Origin of the sequence: Marivita sp. (assembly GCF_020055635.1) — a bacterium.
GTDB lineage: Bacteria > Pseudomonadota > Alphaproteobacteria > Rhodobacterales > Rhodobacteraceae > Marivita.
This window is the reverse complement of the sequence record NZ_JAIPUT010000004.1, coordinates 18,726-34,170: the sequence shown is the minus strand read 5'-3', so window position 1 is coordinate 34,170 and position 15,445 is coordinate 18,726. Positions and strand designations below refer to the sequence as shown.

The 15,445-nt window shown below is 63.9% G+C and carries 14 protein-coding genes; 8 read left to right on the top strand and 6 right to left on the bottom strand.

Annotated elements, in window-relative coordinates; genetic code table 11:
* Positions 1 to 345 precede the first annotated feature (345 nt).
* Entirely contained in the window at positions 346 to 1,908 is a 1,563-nt protein-coding gene (locus LCF60_RS03245) for a 2-isopropylmalate synthase (protein WP_292289604.1), read from the top strand.
* A gap of 58 nt (positions 1,909 to 1,966) precedes the next feature.
* Here LCF60_RS03245 and LCF60_RS03240 read toward each other — a convergent pair whose 3' ends face one another.
* Entirely contained in the window at positions 1,967 to 4,414 is a 2,448-nt protein-coding gene (locus LCF60_RS03240; protein WP_292289602.1) for a ligase-associated DNA damage response DEXH box helicase, read from the bottom strand.
* 65 nt (positions 4,415 to 4,479) lie between these two features.
* On the opposite strand from LCF60_RS03240, the gene LCF60_RS03235 reads away from it, so the two are divergent.
* Positions 4,480 to 5,706 carry an MFS transporter gene (locus LCF60_RS03235; protein WP_292289601.1) on the top strand — a complete coding sequence of 409 codons (1,227 nt, stop codon included), beginning with the start codon at positions 4,480 to 4,482 and terminating at the stop codon, positions 5,704 to 5,706.
* A 31-nt stretch (positions 5,707 to 5,737) separates the two neighbouring features.
* Here LCF60_RS03235 and LCF60_RS03230 read toward each other — a convergent pair whose 3' ends face one another.
* The gene (locus LCF60_RS03230) at positions 5,738 to 6,328 is read right to left on the bottom strand and encodes a riboflavin synthase (RefSeq protein ID WP_292289599.1); all 591 of its coding nucleotides are present in this window, start codon (positions 6,326 to 6,328) and stop codon (positions 5,738 to 5,740) included.
* A gap of 107 nt (positions 6,329 to 6,435) precedes the next feature.
* Between LCF60_RS03230 and LCF60_RS03225 the strand changes: the two genes are divergently transcribed.
* From LCF60_RS03225 to LCF60_RS03215, 3 genes are all read left to right on the top strand, one after another.
* Positions 6,436 to 7,743 carry a capsule biosynthesis protein CapA gene (locus LCF60_RS03225; RefSeq protein WP_292289598.1) on the top strand — a complete coding sequence of 436 codons (1,308 nt, stop codon included), beginning with the start codon at positions 6,436 to 6,438 and terminating at the stop codon, positions 7,741 to 7,743.
* 139 nt (positions 7,744 to 7,882) lie between these two features.
* A complete protein-coding gene (locus LCF60_RS03220; RefSeq protein WP_292289769.1) occupies positions 7,883 to 8,992 on the top strand; it encodes a polysaccharide biosynthesis/export family protein in 1,110 nt (369 codons plus the stop codon).
* A 7-nt stretch (positions 8,993 to 8,999) separates the two neighbouring features.
* Positions 9,000 to 11,024, top strand: a complete 2,025-nt coding sequence (locus LCF60_RS03215) for a capsular polysaccharide biosynthesis protein (protein ID WP_292289596.1) — start codon at positions 9,000 to 9,002, stop codon at positions 11,022 to 11,024.
* Here the strand turns inward: LCF60_RS03215 and ribD are convergent.
* The 3 genes from ribD to LCF60_RS03200 form a co-directional block, all read right to left on the bottom strand.
* A complete protein-coding gene (ribD, locus tag LCF60_RS03210) occupies positions 11,000 to 12,112 on the bottom strand; it encodes a bifunctional diaminohydroxyphosphoribosylaminopyrimidine deaminase/5-amino-6-(5-phosphoribosylamino)uracil reductase RibD (protein ID WP_292289594.1) in 1,113 nt (370 codons plus the stop codon). The genes LCF60_RS03215 and ribD overlap by 25 nt on opposite strands.
* A gap of 9 nt (positions 12,113 to 12,121) precedes the next feature.
* Complete coding sequence (nrdR, locus tag LCF60_RS03205; RefSeq protein ID WP_292289592.1) at positions 12,122 to 12,601, bottom strand: transcriptional regulator NrdR; 480 nt, start codon at positions 12,599 to 12,601, stop codon at positions 12,122 to 12,124.
* Positions 12,602 to 12,797: 196 nt separating this feature from the next.
* Positions 12,798 to 13,202, bottom strand: a complete 405-nt coding sequence (locus LCF60_RS03200) for a secondary thiamine-phosphate synthase enzyme YjbQ (protein WP_292289591.1) — start codon at positions 13,200 to 13,202, stop codon at positions 12,798 to 12,800.
* Positions 13,203 to 13,298: 96 nt separating this feature from the next.
* On the opposite strand from LCF60_RS03200, the gene yghX reads away from it, so the two are divergent.
* From yghX to LCF60_RS03185, 3 genes are all read left to right on the top strand, one after another.
* Positions 13,299 to 14,204 carry a YghX family hydrolase gene (gene yghX / locus LCF60_RS03195; protein ID WP_292289590.1) on the top strand — a complete coding sequence of 302 codons (906 nt, stop codon included), beginning with the start codon at positions 13,299 to 13,301 and terminating at the stop codon, positions 14,202 to 14,204.
* An 85-nt stretch (positions 14,205 to 14,289) separates the two neighbouring features.
* Positions 14,290 to 14,964 (top strand): SDR family oxidoreductase, encoded by a 675-nt coding sequence (locus tag LCF60_RS03190; RefSeq protein ID WP_292289589.1) that lies wholly within the window; start codon positions 14,290 to 14,292, stop codon positions 14,962 to 14,964.
* 11 nt (positions 14,965 to 14,975) lie between these two features.
* The gene (locus LCF60_RS03185; protein ID WP_292289588.1) at positions 14,976 to 15,173 is read left to right on the top strand and encodes a hypothetical protein; all 198 of its coding nucleotides are present in this window, start codon (positions 14,976 to 14,978) and stop codon (positions 15,171 to 15,173) included.
* A gap of 25 nt (positions 15,174 to 15,198) precedes the next feature.
* Here the strand turns inward: LCF60_RS03185 and LCF60_RS03180 are convergent, their stop codons facing one another.
* On the bottom strand, positions 15,199 to 15,438 hold the full coding sequence (locus LCF60_RS03180; RefSeq protein ID WP_292289586.1) for an RND transporter: 240 nt from the start codon (positions 15,436 to 15,438) through the stop codon (positions 15,199 to 15,201).
* Positions 15,439 to 15,445 lie beyond the last annotated feature (7 nt).

The following is a 15,445-nucleotide window of genomic DNA, read 5'->3' as shown; positions in this document are numbered from 1 at the left end:
GGGCGCACGATGCGTCGATGCATCGTGGAGTTTCCGGTGACGGAAACTCCTGGGGGCCAGCCCCCAAACCCCCGGGATATTTCTGAACCGAAGAAGCGCAGGACGTTCCCGGTACCGGGGGCGTCTTTTTTTCTGTGATGACTTTTCTTTTGGGATTTGCCGCGTATAGTCGCGTTCATGACACGTTTGGCTCATACCGCAATCCTGCCGCGCTTTCGCGCGCCTCTTGCGCTGGCCACCCGTCTTCTCCTAATCCGCCTCTGAGCGCGGCCCAACCGGCGCGACCGCTCAGAGGATGACCGTTTCGCGCCGACGGATTTGGACAAGACAAGAAAGACCCTGACCATGACAAGCACTGACAAGAACCGCGTGGTGATCTTCGACACCACATTGCGCGACGGCGAACAATCCCCCGGCGCGACCATGACCCATGACGAGAAGCTCGAGATTGCCGAGCTTCTGGACGACATGGGTGTGGACATCATCGAGGCTGGTTTCCCGATCGCCTCCGAAGGTGATTTCCGCGCCGTGAGCGAGATCGCGCAGCGGTCGAAGTCGGCTGTGATCTGCGGCTTGGCGCGGGCGCAACTGCCCGATATCGACCGCTGCTGGGAGGCGGTCAAACACGCCAAGCAGCCACGCATCCACACCTTCATCGGCACCTCGCCGCTGCACCGCGCCATTCCGAACCTCACGCAGGACGAGATGGCCGACCGGATCGAACAGACCGTGACCCATGCGCGCAACCTGTGCGACAACGTGCAATGGTCGCCGATGGATGCGACGCGCACAGAGTGGGATTATCTTTGCCGCGTGGTCGAGATCGCCATCAAGGCGGGCGCCACGACAATCAACATTCCCGACACCGTGGGGTATACTGCGCCGGTGGAAAGCGCGGATTTGATCCGTCGCCTGATCGACACCGTGCCGGGGGCCGACGAGGTGGTGTTCGCCACCCATTGCCACAACGATCTTGGCATGGCGACCGCCAACGCGCTGGCCGCGGTCGAAGGCGGCGCACGACAGATCGAATGCACGATCAACGGCCTTGGCGAACGCGCCGGCAACACCGCGCTCGAAGAGGTGGTGATGGCGCTCAAGGTGCGCAACGACATCATGCCGTTCCACACCGGTATCGATACCAGGAAGATCATGCATATCTCGCGCCGCGTCGCGACCGTGTCGGGCTTTGCGGTGCAGTTCAACAAGGCCATCGTCGGCAAGAACGCCTTTGCGCACGAGTCTGGCATCCACCAGGACGGCATGCTCAAGAATTCCGAGACCTTCGAGATCATGCGCCCAGAGGATGTGGGGCTTGCGGGGACGTCGTTGCCGCTGGGCAAGCATTCGGGCCGCGCCGCGCTGCGCGCCAAGCTCAGGGAATTGGGCACCGAGGTGGGTGACAACCAGCTCAAGGACATCTTTGTGCGGTTCAAGGATCTCGCTGACCGCAAGAAAGAGGTGTTCGACGACGATATCCTTGCGCTTGTCACCGCGACGACTGAAGGCGACGATGCGCTTCAGCTGGTGAACCTCAAGGTGGTCTGCGGCACTGGCGGCCCTGCCGAAGCGACGCTGGAGATGGAGATCAACGGCGAAGACAAATCGGCGGTCAGCGAAGGTGACGGCCCGGTGGATGCGACCTTCAAGGCGATCCGCATGCTGCACCCGAACAAGGCGCGGTTGCAGTTGTACCAAGTGCACGCCGTGACCGAGGGCACCGACGCGCAGGCCACCGTCAGCGTTCGGCTCGAAGAGGACGGCATGATCGCCACCGGCCAGTCGGCGGACACCGATACGGTTGTGGCGTCCGCAAAGGCCTATATCCACGCGCTCAACCGCCTGATCGTGCGGCGCGGCAAGACCGGCAAGGATGTCAAGGAAATCTCGTATCGGGATGTGACCTGAGTTCCGGTGCGTGCAAGCACACACCCTACGTAGGGTGCCGTGCTTGCACGCACCTATCTCAATAGGGCACCCGCCATTTCGGCTTGCTCGGCGGTGCCTCGACCTGTGCCAGACCGCTGGTCTCCATCAGGCGCGTGATCTCCTCCTCAAGCAGCCGCTCATCCGCCATGCCGCGCACCGGGACGCGTCCGGGCTCGAGAAACAGCGGTGCGGCAAGCGGTGTGACCCGATCAAGGCGCAGAAGGTCGATGCGGTCACCCACACGCTCGGCCATTTCTCGGATACGGGCAAAATCCACCAGCCCGCGCATCGCCTCTTCGCGGGTGATCTGCATCAGCAGGTGGTCGGGGTCATATTTGAGCAGCGTGTCATAAAGGATGTCCGACGACATGGTCGCCTGCCGTCCGGTCTTGCGCTGACCGCCAAGATTGCGTTCGATCAGACCGGCGATGGTGGCGGACGCCCGGAAGGTGCGTTTCATCACCGCGTTGCCGGCCAGCCAGCCCTCCAGACCCGCCTCCAAGGCTGCCAGATCGAAGAGTGGCGCAGGGTCGATCACCGCGTCCAGCCCCCAGATCAGCACCGCGTAATCGGTGGCGACAAAGCCCATCGGGGCAAGCCCCTCTTCCTCCATCCGCTTGGTCAGGAGCAGCCCCAGCGTCTGCATCGCGTTGCGCCCGGCGAACCCGTAGGCCACCAGTTGTTCGCGCCCGTCATGCGGAAAGCTTTCGATCAATAAGCGGCCCGGTTCGGGGAGGCGGCTGATCCGGCGCTGCATGTGCAGCCAGTCGCTTGTGTGGCGTGGCAGGTCGGGCCAGTCGTCCTGTTGGAACATTCGGACAATGCGGTTGGAAAGCTGCGTGGAGGTGGCAAATTTGGTGCCCATGAAGGTGGCGATCTTGGGTTTCCGTCCGGGGTCTCGCGTCACTTCGACGGTCAGTTCGCGCAGCCCTTCGTAACGCACGATCTGGCCACCGATCAGGAAGGTGTCGCCCTTGGTCAGGGTGGCGGCAAACCCTTCCTCGATCTCGCCCAGTGGCGCGCCGCCGCGCCCCCGCCATTTGACCTTGAGCGTGTCGGTGTCCTGGATCGTGCCGATATTCTGTCGGATGCGCAGGGCGGATCTAGGATCACGCAATTGCCAGCGCCCGTCGGGAAGCTGCTTGAGCCGCTGCCACTGGTCATAGGCGCGCAGGGCATAGCCACCGGTGGCGCAGAAATTCAGGCAGGCGTCGAACGCCTCGCGACCCAGATCCGCATAGGCCCCCGCGGCGGTCATCTCGGCATAAAGCGCATCGGCGTCGAACGGGCCGGAACAGGCGGCGATCAGAATGTGCTGGCAGAGCACGTCACGCGGGCCGCTGCCCCGCCATTCGCCGTCCAGATCATGTGCCTTGACCGCTTCCAAAGCTGCGACGCATTCCACCACTTCGAACCGGTTGGCCGGCACCAGAAGCGCCTTTGACGGCGCGTTGTAGCGGTGGTTGGCGCGGCCGATCCGTTGGACCAGCCGCTTGACGTTCTTTGGCGCGCCGATCTGGATGACCAGATCCACATCGCCCCAGTCGATGCCCAGATCGAGGCTCCCGGTGCAAACAATCGCCCGCAGATCGCCGCGCACCATCGCCGCTTCGACCTTTTCGCGCTGACCGCGATCGAGGCTGCCGTGATGGATGCCGATGGGCAAGGCGTCTTCGTTGGCAAGCCAGAGGTTGTGAAAGAAGATCTCGGCCTGCGCGCGGGTGTTGTGGAAGATCAGCGTGGTCTTATGTTTCTTCACCTCGTCCAGCACTGCCGGAATCGCGTATTTCGCACCGCCACCGGACCAGGGCGGCGCTTCGTCCGTCACCAGCATGGAGATGTCCGGCTCCGGACCCGGATCGGCAAGAATGACCTCGCAGGGATCGGGATGGCGGGCCAGAAGCCGGGCGATGGCAGCCGGGTCTTCGACAGTTGCGGACAGGCCGACGCGGCGCAGGTCGGGACACATGGCCTGCAACCGCGCCAGCGCGAGCATCAACTGGTCACCGCGCTTGGATTCCGCGAGCGCATGGATCTCATCCACTACAACGCGTTGGACGCCTTGGAACATGCGCGGCGCGTCTTCGTAACTGGTCGGCAGCGCCAGTGATTCCGGTGTGGTCAGCAGGATATGCGGCGGGTCTGCGCGTTGGCGTTTCTTGACATGGGCCGAGGTGTCGCCGGTGCGGTCCTCGACCCGGATCGGCAGGCCAGCCTCGTCAATCGGCGTGCGCAGGTTGCGTTTGATATCCGCCGCCAGTGCCTTCAACGGGCTGACATAGAGCGTGTGCAACCCGTCGCGCGGGGTCAGGGCCAGATCCACCAGAGTCGGCAGGAAACCGGCCAGCGTCTTGCCGCCACCGGTTGGAGCGATGAGCAAGAGGCAGGGATCAGCCGCGCGGTCCAGCATCTGTTGCTGGTGCGGATGGATGGACCATCCGCGCGTGTCGAACCATGTCTGAAGGGAGGGCGGCAAGGCGGTCATACCCTCTACATATGCCGTCGAGACGCAAAGAAAAACGCCGATCGCGCATTGCAGGCGGTGGGCCGATGACAGATGGTCCGCGCATGTCCCAAAGGCCCGATCCGATGCGCACCCCACATCCGCTTTTGTTGACCCTGACGCTTTATCTCGCGGGGCTGGGCGCGGCTGGGCAGTTTTCCAAGCTGGCGGTCAGCTTTGTGAGTCTGACACGGGTTTATGCGGATCAAAGCGAGACCGTTCTCGGGCTTGCGGTTTCCCTGATAAGCCTTGTCGGCCTGATCCTCGGGCTGGTGGCCGGGATCGTGGTGTCGCGGATCGGCGCGCGGCGGGCGCTGGTTGCGGCACTGGCGCTCGGGGCGGTGATGTCGCTCTGGCAGGCGACGCTGCCTGCCTTGCCCGTGATGATGTTCAGCCGGGTGCTGGAGGGGGCGTCACATCTGTTGATCGTCGTGGCCGCCCCGACCCTGATCGCCGAGGCCACGCCGGACCGCTACCGGCCTGCGGCTCTGACGCTCTGGAGCACGTTCTTTGGGGTCGCCTTTGCATTGACGGCGGTCATAGCACCTTGGGTGATCGCGCAAGGCGGGCTCTCGCTGCTGATCGGCGCTCATGGCATCTGGATGGCCGTGGCGTGTGTCGGCATTCTCTTGGTGTTGCCGCAAGCGATCATAACAACCGAGCCGCCCGGTGCGCGCATCTCGGTCTTGCGCCGCCACCTGACGGCCTATGCCACGCCCGGCATTGCCACACCGGCGCTGGCCTGGCTGTGTTATACGCTGACCTTTGTGTCAGTGCTGACCGCCTTGCCCCTGCTGACGGGTGGTGCGGCTCCGACGTGGTTGGCGGCCATTGCGCCGTTGGTGTCAATCGCTGTGGCGTTGACGGTCGGAGTTGCGATCCTGTCGCGTCGCCCGGCGCAACCGGTGGTGACGCTTGGCTTTGCGTTATGCGCTGTGGTGGCGGTACTGACCCTGGTGGTCGGGTTCACGACGATCAGCGTTTTACTCCTGTTTGCCGCGATGGCGTTGGTACAGAGCGCCGGGTTTGCTGTGGTGCCACAGATCAACCCCGATGCACCGTCGCGGGCGTTGGCGAACGGGGCGTTGGCCCAGATGGGAAATCTTGGCAACCTGAGCGGCACACCACTCTTGATTGCGCTTTATCAGGGAGCACCGGTGCTGGGCCCGTTCCTGTTTCTGATCACTGCCTACGGGGGCGGTGTCCTTGTCACCTGGCTGATCGGACGGCGGGCGGTCGCTGCGATGGACGAGGGGCGTGTTTCAGTCAACTGAAACATGGAACGCGTCGACGCGTTCCCCGCCCTCAACCCTGCATTTCCGCCAGACGGGCAACGTAGCGCGCCAGGGTGTCGATCTCGAGATTGACCTTGTCGCCCGCCTTGGACCCGCCCCAGGTTGTCACCTCCTGGGTGTGCGGGATGATGTTCACCCCGAACCGCGTCCCGTCGACCTCGTTCACCGTCAGCGAGGTGCCATCGAGGGCCACCGACCCCTTGGGCGCGATGAACCGGGCCAGGGCATGCGGTGCATCGAAGGTGTAGCGGACGCTGTCGCCCTCGGGTCGCATCTCGACAATCGTGGCCAGCCCGTCGATATGGCCCGACACGATGTGCCCCCCGAGTTCGTCTCCGACCTTGAGCGCGCGTTCCAGATTCACCCTGTCGCCGACAGACCAGCCCCCGACATTGGTCTTGTCGAGGGTTTCCGCGCTGATCTCGACCTCGAACCAGTCCGGACCCAGCTGAACCACGGTCAGGCAGACCCCGGCACAGGCGATGGAGGCCCCGATGTCGATGCTCCTGGTGTCGTAGCGGGTGCCGATCCGCGCCCGCAGGTCGCCGCGGCGTTCGAGATTGCGGATGTCTCCTATGTCGGTCACGATGCCGGTAAACATGATTTTGCCCTTGTTGCCGTCGCCCGCACCACATCTTGCGGAAAAGCGTTCCCACAGCGACTCCGTCTGTGATATCGTGGCGCAAGTCCGAGGGATACTGCGCCGACATGACAAACACAACGGTCAAGCCCGAGCCGCCAATGCAGCGGGTGTTCCTCTTCCTGCAAGGACCACATGGACCGTTCTTCAGCACCCTTGCAGACAAACTGCGGGAGACCGGGGCCCGTTGCTGGCGGGTCGCCTTCAATGCCGGCGACGGGGCGCGCTGGTCGGACCGCACGACGCTCTTGCCCTTCCGCGACCCGATCGACGCCTGGCCGGGCACATTTGCGGCGTGGATGCGACAGACCGAAGCGACGGATCTCGTGCTTTATGGAGACACCCGCAGGCATCACGCGGAGGCCGTTTCCGCGGCGCGCGACGCCGGGCTGACCATCCACATTTTCGAAGAAGGCTATCTGCGCCCCTATTGGGCCACCTACGAGCGGGACGGATCGAACGGCAATTCCAGGCTCATGCATATCAGCCTCGAGCAGATGGAGCGGGCGCTGACCCGAACGGCTGACGCTCCTGCACTGCCGCCGGACCGGTGGGGCGATCTGCGCATGCACATGGTGCATGGCGCGCTTTACCATTGGCATGTCCTCTTCAGGAACCAGGCCTTCCCCTTCTACCGGCCGCATCGGGACCAGAGCGTGGCCGAGGAGTTCAGGCTTCAGGTTCTCCGCCTGCTGCGACGCCCTCGGCACATGCTGGAACGCTGGGCGGCGACACGGGGCATCCGGACCGGCGGGTGGCCCTATCACGTCGTGCTGTTGCAACTTGAACATGACGCCAGCTTCCGGTCGTTCTCGGATTTCCGATCGCAGACCGACTTCGTACGCCTCGTGATCGACGGCTTCGCCAAGGGCGCGCCGCCACATCATCGCCTGGTGTTCAAGGCACATCCGCTTGAAGACGGGCGCGCGCCTCTTGAAGCGGCCATTCGCCAATGCGCCTCGCAATTCGGGGTGGCGAAACGTGTCGTGTTCGTACGGGGCGGCAAGCTGGCGCAACTGCTCCAATCGGCCCGGTCTGCCGTCACCATCAATTCGACCTCGGCGCATCAGGCCCTTTGGCGGGGTCTTGCCGTGCGCAGTTTCGGCGTCAGCGTCTATGACAAGCCGGGGCTGGTGTCGTATCAACCGCTTGTCGAGTTCTTTGCCGATCCGCATCCGCCAAACCCGGACGCCTATGCGATCTACCGGCAGTTCCTTCTCGAAACGAGCCAGGTTCCGGGCGGCTTTTATTCTCCGAAAGGCCGGGCCCAGTTGCTGCGCCAGGTGGTCGACAGGATGCTCGCACCCGACAATCCCTACGACATCCGTCTCGATCGGTCCGAGACCATGGCGCAACAGTTGCGGCTTGTTCGCTGACCGGTGCAGGCCAGGGCGCTGGTCAAAGCCATGAGATTTCGGTAGCTTGCCGGAAAAAGATAAACCGAGGCAGACAATAACTGGTCGAGGAGACCGAGCAGTGTTCAGTTCGAAATCCAGGTGGGCGCGGCCCATCGCTTTGGTGCTTTCCGCATCCCTACTGGCGTCTTGCGGCCTGCCGGGCGTCGGACCCACCAAAAACCAGATCTTTGCCGGCTCCGTGCAGCGCGAAGGCGATGCCTTCATCGTCGCGGTCAATGATCGCGTGACACGCACGACGGCGGTTGTCCCCGCTCTCGGGTTTTCCGATGCCCTTAAGAATGCCAGCGTGCAAAGTGCCGACATCATCCGGCCCGGCGACATCCTCGGCCTCACGATCTGGGAAAACGTCGATGATGGCTTGCTGGCCGGCGAGGCTTCGAACGCCACGCTTCTGGAAAACGTGCAGGTCGACGGATCGGGCTTCATCTTCGTGCCCTATGCCGGACGCATCAAGGCCGCCGGCAACACGCCCGAAGCGATCCGCCGCATCATCACGCAAAAGCTTGAAGACCAGACCCCCGATCCGCAGGTCGAGGTCCGTCGAACCGCCGGTGACGGGGCGACCGTGTCCATTCTCGGCTCTGCCGGGACGCAGGGCGTCTATCCGATTGCCCGCCCGACCCGCACCCTGGCCTCCATGCTGGCAAGCGCCGGGGGCGTCGGCATGACACCGGAGATCGCGCAGATCACCCTGACCCGGGGCGCCCATAGCGAGACCATCTGGTTCGAGGATCTGTACGATCACCCCGGTCTCGATATCGCGCTGCGCGACGGCGACCGCATTTTGGTAGAGGCCGACCAACGGTCCTTTACCGCGCTTGGGGCCGCCGGGTCCCAGACCCGGATGACATTCGAAACCCGCACCCTGTCGCTTGTCGAGGCGCTGGCCCAGCTTGGCGGTCTGAGCGCCTCGACCGCCGACCCGACCGGCGTTTTCGTCTTCCGCAACGAACCCGCCGAGATCGCCAACGCGGTTCTTGGCCGCACCGATCTGGTGGGCGCGCAGCGTGTGATCTACGTGCTGGACCTGACCGAACCCAACGGGCTGTTCGTGGCACGTGATTTCATGATCCGGGATCGCGACACGATCTATGTCACGGAAGCGCCGATCGTCCAGTGGAACCGTACGATTGCGTCGATCACCGGTACGCTTGGCGGCGCGCAGGGGCTGACCACCGCAGCGACGGGCGGCACCCTGGGCGAGTAACCCGGCGGTGCACAGCGCGACCACACAACCAGACGCCGGGGAAACGACGCCCCGGCGGCTGTGTGTCTACAACAGCGGCTTTCTCACTCAGGGCCGGATCAAGCGCATCCTCGGGCTCGCGGGCTGGCAGGTCACGCTCGGCCGCCCCTCTGGCGAGGACTGGGTTGGCGTCTGGGGTGCGGCCCCCAGTGCGACGCGCGGCCTTTCGGTGGCCGAAAGCCGCAAGGCCCCGGTGTTGCGCGTCGAAGACGCGTTCCTGCGCTCGCTGCATCCGGGCCGGGCCGCGAAAGAGCCACCGCTCGGTCTCTTGCTGGACCGAACCGGTTTGCATTTCGACGCGGCGCGGCCGTCGGATCTTGAAACGCTCCTGCTCGAGGATGCGCTGGACGACACGTCGCTGCTGAACGAGGCGCGGGACCTGATGGATCGGATGACCCGTCTGCGCCTGTCGAAATACTGCGCCTACGATCCCGATCTCGCCCTGCCCGAGCCTGGATACGTTCTGGTGCTGGACCAGGTCGCAGGCGATGCGTCGGTCCTGGCCTCGGTTACCGGACCGGACATGGCGCAGGCCCGCTTCGCCGAAATGCTGTATTACGCACAGACGGAACATCCCGGCGCGCGTATCCTCATCAGGTCCCATCCCGAGACCCTGGCGGGCAAGCGGCACGGCCACTTCCAGCCGGACCAAGCGCAGGGTCGGGTGTCCTTCATCGACGGTGCCTACGCGCCGATGGATCTTCTCGACGGTGCAGTTGCCGTCTATACGCTGTCGTCGCACATGGGGTTCGAGGCGATCCTCGCCGGGCACAGGCCGCGCGTCTTCGGCACGCCCTTCTATGCCGGGTGGGGCCTGAGCGAGGATGAGCATCAGCTGATCCGGCGGCAGCGCAACCTGACCCGGGCGCAACTGTTCGCCGGAGCCATGATACGGTTTCCGGTCTGGTACGACCCTTATCGCGATCGCCTGTGCGACCTGGGCCAGGTGATCGAAACACTGGAAGCGACGCGCCGCGCATGGATCGAGGACCGCGACGGATGGGTCGGGCAGAATATCCGGCTTTGGAAACGGCCCCGCATGCAGGCCATGTTCGGCCAGCACAAACCGATGCGCTTCGCGAATCCCGCTCCGGATGCTGCGCCACGGATCATGCTGTGGGGCGCCACCGCGTCTGAGGGACAATGGGCTGTCGAAGACGGGTTCATCCGATCGCAAGGGCTCGGAGCCGAGCTTGTCCCGCCAATATCACTGGTGCTGGACGATCGGGGCATCTATTTCGACCCGTCGCGCCCCTCGCGGCTGGAGGCGCTGATTGCCGACAGTGTCTCGCTGCCGGATCACACGCTGCGCCGGGCGCGTCGGCTCATGGACCGCATTGTCGACGAACAGATCACCAAATACGCCGCCGGACGCGCCACGCCGGAATGGACGCGCACCGGGGCCGGTTCGGTCATCCTTGTGCCCGGGCAGGTTGAAGACGACGCCTCGATCCTGTTGGGCAGCCCCGATATCCGGACCAACGCCGCCTTGCTGGAGCAGGTGCGCCGCGCCAATCCGCAGGCGATCCTGCTCTACAAGCCGCATCCCGATGTGATGGCCGGTTTGCGGCGCGGGACGGTTGCCGATGCGTTGCGCTGGGCGGACGAAATCGTCGCCGACGCCCCCTTGGCACTGTTGCTGGTGCAGGTCGACGCGGTCTGGACGATGACCTCGCTGACCGGGTTCGAGGCGCTCCTGCGTGGGGTGCCCGTGACCACGCTGGGCGTGCCCTTCTATGCCGGTTGGGGCCTGACCACGGATCTTTGCACCGTGCCGGACAGGCGGCAAGGCCCGGTGACACTGGAGGGCCTGGTGCATGCCGCGCTGATCGACTACCCGCGCTACCATGACCCGGTGACCGGCCAAGCCTGCCCTGTCGAGGTGGCGCTGGACCGTCTGACAGCGGGACGCGCCGGGCAACCGCGCAGCTTGCGTCTGCTTGCCAAGGCGCAGGGGGTGCTGGCCAGCTATTCCTGGCTCTGGCGGCGCTGACGGGTCCATGTCTGCACCACGTCGTCGCCGATCCGGCGCAGCGACCGCAACCCAAATCGTGGCGCATCGGCCAGCCGGTCAAGACCCAAGGCGCCAAGCGCGGGGCGGCCTTCGGCGCCAATCACCACGCCGCCCATGTGAAGCTCGAGCCGATCGACGAGGTCGGATGCCAGCAGGCTCGCCGCCAACTCTCCGCCACCTTCGCAGAACACGCGGGTCAGACCTGCCGCGCCGAGGCTGTGCAGGAGCGACGCCATATCCAGCTGTCGCCCGTCAAGCGGAACCCGGATCAAGGTCGCACCGGCCGTTTCCCACGTCCGGCACAGCGCATGGGGGGCATCCTCGGCATGGCACAGCCACACCGGGGCATCGTCAAGTGACCGGTAAAGCTGGCTGTCCTGCGGCAGATCGAGGCGACGCGACACGACGATCCGGACCGGCTGTTTCGGCACGTTCCCCCCGCGCACCGTGAGCAGCGGATCATCGGCGCGCACGGTGCCGGCCCCGACCATCACCGCGTCATGAGTGGCGCGCAGATGATGCACATAAGCCCGCGTTTCGGCTCCGGTGATCCATTGACTGTCGCCGTTTGCCGTGGCGATCCGCCCATCGAGGCTGGTGGCAAGTTTCAATGTCAGAAGCGGCCGTCCATGGGAGACACGGCAGAAAAACCCTGCGTGATCCTCGGTGGCGACCTCGGTTCCGACCCCGGTATCGACCACGATTCCGGCGGCACGCAAGGCCGCAAAGCCCCTTCCGGACACGCGCGGATCGGTATCGGGGAAAGGCGCCACCACGCGGGCCACGCCTGCGGCAATCAGGGCGTCCGTGCAGGGTGGGGTCTGTCCATGATGGGAACAGGGCTCAAGCGTGACATAGGCGGTCGCGCCGCGCGCCGCTTTTCCGGCCTGCGCCAATGCCTGCGTTTCGGCATGCGGCCGCCCACCCGGTTGCGTCCAGCCCTCGCCGATCACCTGTCCGTTGCGGACCAGAACACAGCCCACGGCCGGGTTGGGCCAGGTGTTTCCCATCCCCCGGCGGCCCAGATCCAACGCACGGTCCATGTGCTGCGCATCCTCCGGGCTCATCGGAAACGGTCAGCCTTCGGATTTTGGTTTGTCTTTTTCCGAGGGGCGCAATTCGCTGACGAACTTGTCGAAATCGTCGGCCTCCTGGAAATTCTTGTAGACGCTGGCAAAGCGCACATAGGCCACGGTGTCGATCCGGGCCAGCGTTTCCATCACGATCTCGCCGATCTGTTTCGACGCGATATCTGTCTCGCCCAGGCTTTCGAGGCGTCGCACGATGCCCGAGATCATCTGGTCGATCCGTTCCGGTTCGATCGGACGTTTCTGCATCGCCATGCGGATCGAGCGTTCAAGCTTGTCGCGGTCGAAATCCTCGCGTCGGCCACTTGTCTTGATCACCACCAGGTCGCGCAGCTGCACCCGTTCATAGGTCGTGAAGCGACCCCCGCAAGCCGGGCAAAAGCGCCTGCGCCGGATAGCGACATGGTCTTCCGCGGGACGGCTGTCCTTCACCTGTGAATCGATATTTCCGCAAAACGGGCAGCGCATCGGCCGTTCCCCTCTTAATCGTCTCTGCCTCAGACTGTGGGTTCGCTCCACTTATCCACAGCAACTATAGGCGAGCCGCGAAGTTTTGGGTAGAGGCGATTTCGCGCCCCTATCGGTGGTGGTGCGGATGCATCAGGCAGGGCGTCTGAGCGGCGGGAGGACCGCCCGCGCGCCTGTCATGTTTAGCGCCATCGCCTCAGCGAAGATCAGCAACGACCTTGCGCCTGTGCGGCGCGTTGCGATGCTCGAACAGGTAGATGCCCTGCCAGGTGCCCAGGGCAAGACGCCCCCGCGTGACCGGGATCGACAGGCTGACCGGGAGCATCGCCGCCTTGATATGGGCCGGCATATCGTCAGGCCCCTCGTAGGTATGAGTAAGATAGGACATCGACGGATCCGTCGTCGGCGGCACGAGCCGGTGAAAGAACGCGGTCAGATCGGTTTGCACCTCGGGATCGGCGTTTTCCTGGATCAACAGGCTGGCGGAGGTGTGCTGGATGAACAGGGTGAGCAGTCCAGTCCCCTCAACCCAGTCCGCGACCTGCGGCGTGAATTCGTAAAGGCCGGGGCCAGTTGTGCTGATTTCAAAAACGGTCTGCATAAATGAACAATACCCACATCGTGTTCAGGAGCTACCTTCGCTGCACCCGTGCCGGACGATGCAAGATCCGGTCATGGGCTTACAGGGAGCATTACCATGAATGAGATTACCCCGACAAAACGAATGACCGCCAAGGACTTCGATCAGGAACTGCTTGAGCTGTACGATTTCTACGCGCATGGGAAGATCACGAAACGCGAGTTTCTGGATCGGGCCGGCAAGTTCGCGGTCGGCGGTCTGACCGCTGCGGCGCTGCTGAACATGATGTCGCCAAATTACGCGCTGGCCGAACAGGTCAACTTCAACGACCCCGACATCATCGCCGAGTACATCACCTACCCGTCCCCGAACGGCCATGGCGAGGTGCGCGGCTACCTGGTGAAACCCGCAGCCCTTGAAGGCACCGCGCCGGCGGTTGTGGTGATCCACGAAAACCGCGGCCTGAACCCCTATATCGAAGACGTGGCGCGCCGGGTCGCCAAGGCGGGCTTCATCGCACTGGCGCCGGACGGGTTGTCCAGCGTGGGCGGATATCCCGGCAACGACGCCGAAGGCCGCGAGCTTCAGCAGACCGTGGATGGCGAGAAGCTGATGAACGACTTCTTCGCGGCTTACGAATTCATGGCCGATCACTCCGATACCACGGGAAACGTGGGCTGCGTCGGCTTCTGCTATGGCGGCGGAGTGTGCAATGCGATGGCAGTGGCTTATCCCGAACTGGGCGCATCGGTGCCGTTTTACGGGCGGCAGGCCAGCGCGGAAGACGTCCCGAAGATCCAGGCGCCACTCCTGTTGCATTACGCCGAACTGGACGAGCGGATCAACGAAGGCTGGCCCGCCTATGAAGCTGCGCTTCAGGAACATGGGAAAACCTATACGGCGCATATCTATCCGGGTGTGAACCACGGGTTCCACAATGACAGCACGCCCCGCTATGACGAAGCGGCGGCAGATCTTGCCTGGGACCGTACAATTGCATTCTTCAACGAACACCTGACGTAACACGGCCAGGCCAGTCCGGAAGAAACCGGATTGGCCCCCTTTGCGTTGGTGTTTCGATAACGTTCACCAATTCGAAGGATAATCTGTGCCCAGCAAGACACTTTTCATCACCGGCGCGTCCACAGGCATCGGTGAGGCAACCGCCCGTGCGGCAGTGGACCACGGCTGGAACGTCGGGCTTTTTGCCCGCTCCGAAGACAAGCTTGCAACCCTGGCTCGTGACCTCGGAGACCGCGCCCTGCCCTTGCCGGGCGATGCGACGTCGCTTTCGCAGCAGGAAGCTGCGCTGGATCACCTCGCCGGTCATTTCGGCTCGGTCGATGCGGCTTATGCCAATGCGGGGACCGGCCTGAGTGCCGCCGGTACCGATGCGGGCGATCCGGATGAATGGCAGACGATGATCCAGTTGAACATCCTTGGCCTGCTCTGGACAACAAAGGCGGCAATGCCGCATCTGAAACGGACGAAAGGTCATCTGCTGATGACCGGATCCGCAGCGGGACGTGTGCACATCAAGGGCTCTGTCTATGGCGCGTCCAAATGGTTCGTGCACGGCTACGGCGGCAATATTGCCGAGGAAATGCGCGAATTCGGCGGGCGCTGTACCGTGGTCGCGCCGGGCATGGTCAACACGCCGTTCTTTGATGAATCCAAGCCGGACAAGCTTCAGCCCGAAGATGTCGCCCGTTCGGCGATCTTTGCGCTCGAGGCGGACCCGCGCGCGAACGTCCAGGAAATCTTCCTGATGCCCACCCAGTAAGGAGGTCACCCATGACACAGAAAAACAGCGATCCGAAGACAGGACCCGGCACGACATCCGACCCGAACCAGGCCGACCGGACAGGCTATCCCGATCGGGACAAGTTCAAGGACGTGCCCGAGAAATCATCAGGCAGCAAACAGACCAATCCCGATCCCACATCGGGCCCGGGAACAACAAGCGATCCGAACCAGGCAGACAAAACCTGAGACACTTGGCCCTGTGAACGGAGGTTCAGGTCCGAGTTGGACCGCCGGGCCGCAACAAGAGCTTCAGCACCAGCAACGCCCATGGCAGACCGTGAAAGGCAAGGTCGAGCATATCCACAGGTGCCGTCAGGGTGCCAGCCACCAGCATCCTGAGCTTTTCCCAGACATGCGGCTCGGGCAGGAATGGCGCGAGTCCCAAGGTGACGCACAGCACAGCCAAGAGTGTCAGGGGAACCTGGTCCAGGAGCGTGCGTAGTCGGGTCATGCCGGAC

Excerpts from the sequence above, each read along its gene's own strand:
- yghX (WP_292289590.1), top strand. The coding sequence starts at position 13,299 with ATGAATGAGATTACCCCGACAAAACGAATGACCGCCAAGGACTTCGAT.
- LCF60_RS03180 (WP_292289586.1), bottom strand. The coding sequence starts at position 15,438 with ATGACCCGACTACGCACGCTCCTGGACCAGGTTCCCCTGACACTCTTG.
- LCF60_RS03240 (WP_292289602.1), bottom strand. The coding sequence starts at position 4,414 with ATGACCGCCTTGCCGCCCTCCCTTCAGACATGGTTCGACACGCGCGGA.
- ribD (WP_292289594.1), bottom strand. The coding sequence starts at position 12,112 with ATGAGCCCGGAGGATGCGCAGCACATGGACCGTGCGTTGGATCTGGGC.
- nrdR (WP_292289592.1), bottom strand. The coding sequence starts at position 12,601 with ATGCGCTGCCCGTTTTGCGGAAATATCGATTCACAGGTGAAGGACAGC.
- LCF60_RS03230 (WP_292289599.1), bottom strand. The coding sequence starts at position 6,328 with ATGTTTACCGGCATCGTGACCGACATAGGAGACATCCGCAATCTCGAA.
- LCF60_RS03200 (WP_292289591.1), bottom strand. The coding sequence starts at position 13,202 with ATGCAGACCGTTTTTGAAATCAGCACAACTGGCCCCGGCCTTTACGAA.
- LCF60_RS03185 (WP_292289588.1), top strand. The coding sequence starts at position 14,976 with ATGACACAGAAAAACAGCGATCCGAAGACAGGACCCGGCACGACATCC.
- LCF60_RS03225 (WP_292289598.1), top strand. The coding sequence starts at position 6,436 with ATGACAAACACAACGGTCAAGCCCGAGCCGCCAATGCAGCGGGTGTTC.
- LCF60_RS03245 (WP_292289604.1), top strand. The coding sequence starts at position 346 with ATGACAAGCACTGACAAGAACCGCGTGGTGATCTTCGACACCACATTG.
- LCF60_RS03235 (WP_292289601.1), top strand. The coding sequence starts at position 4,480 with ATGACAGATGGTCCGCGCATGTCCCAAAGGCCCGATCCGATGCGCACC.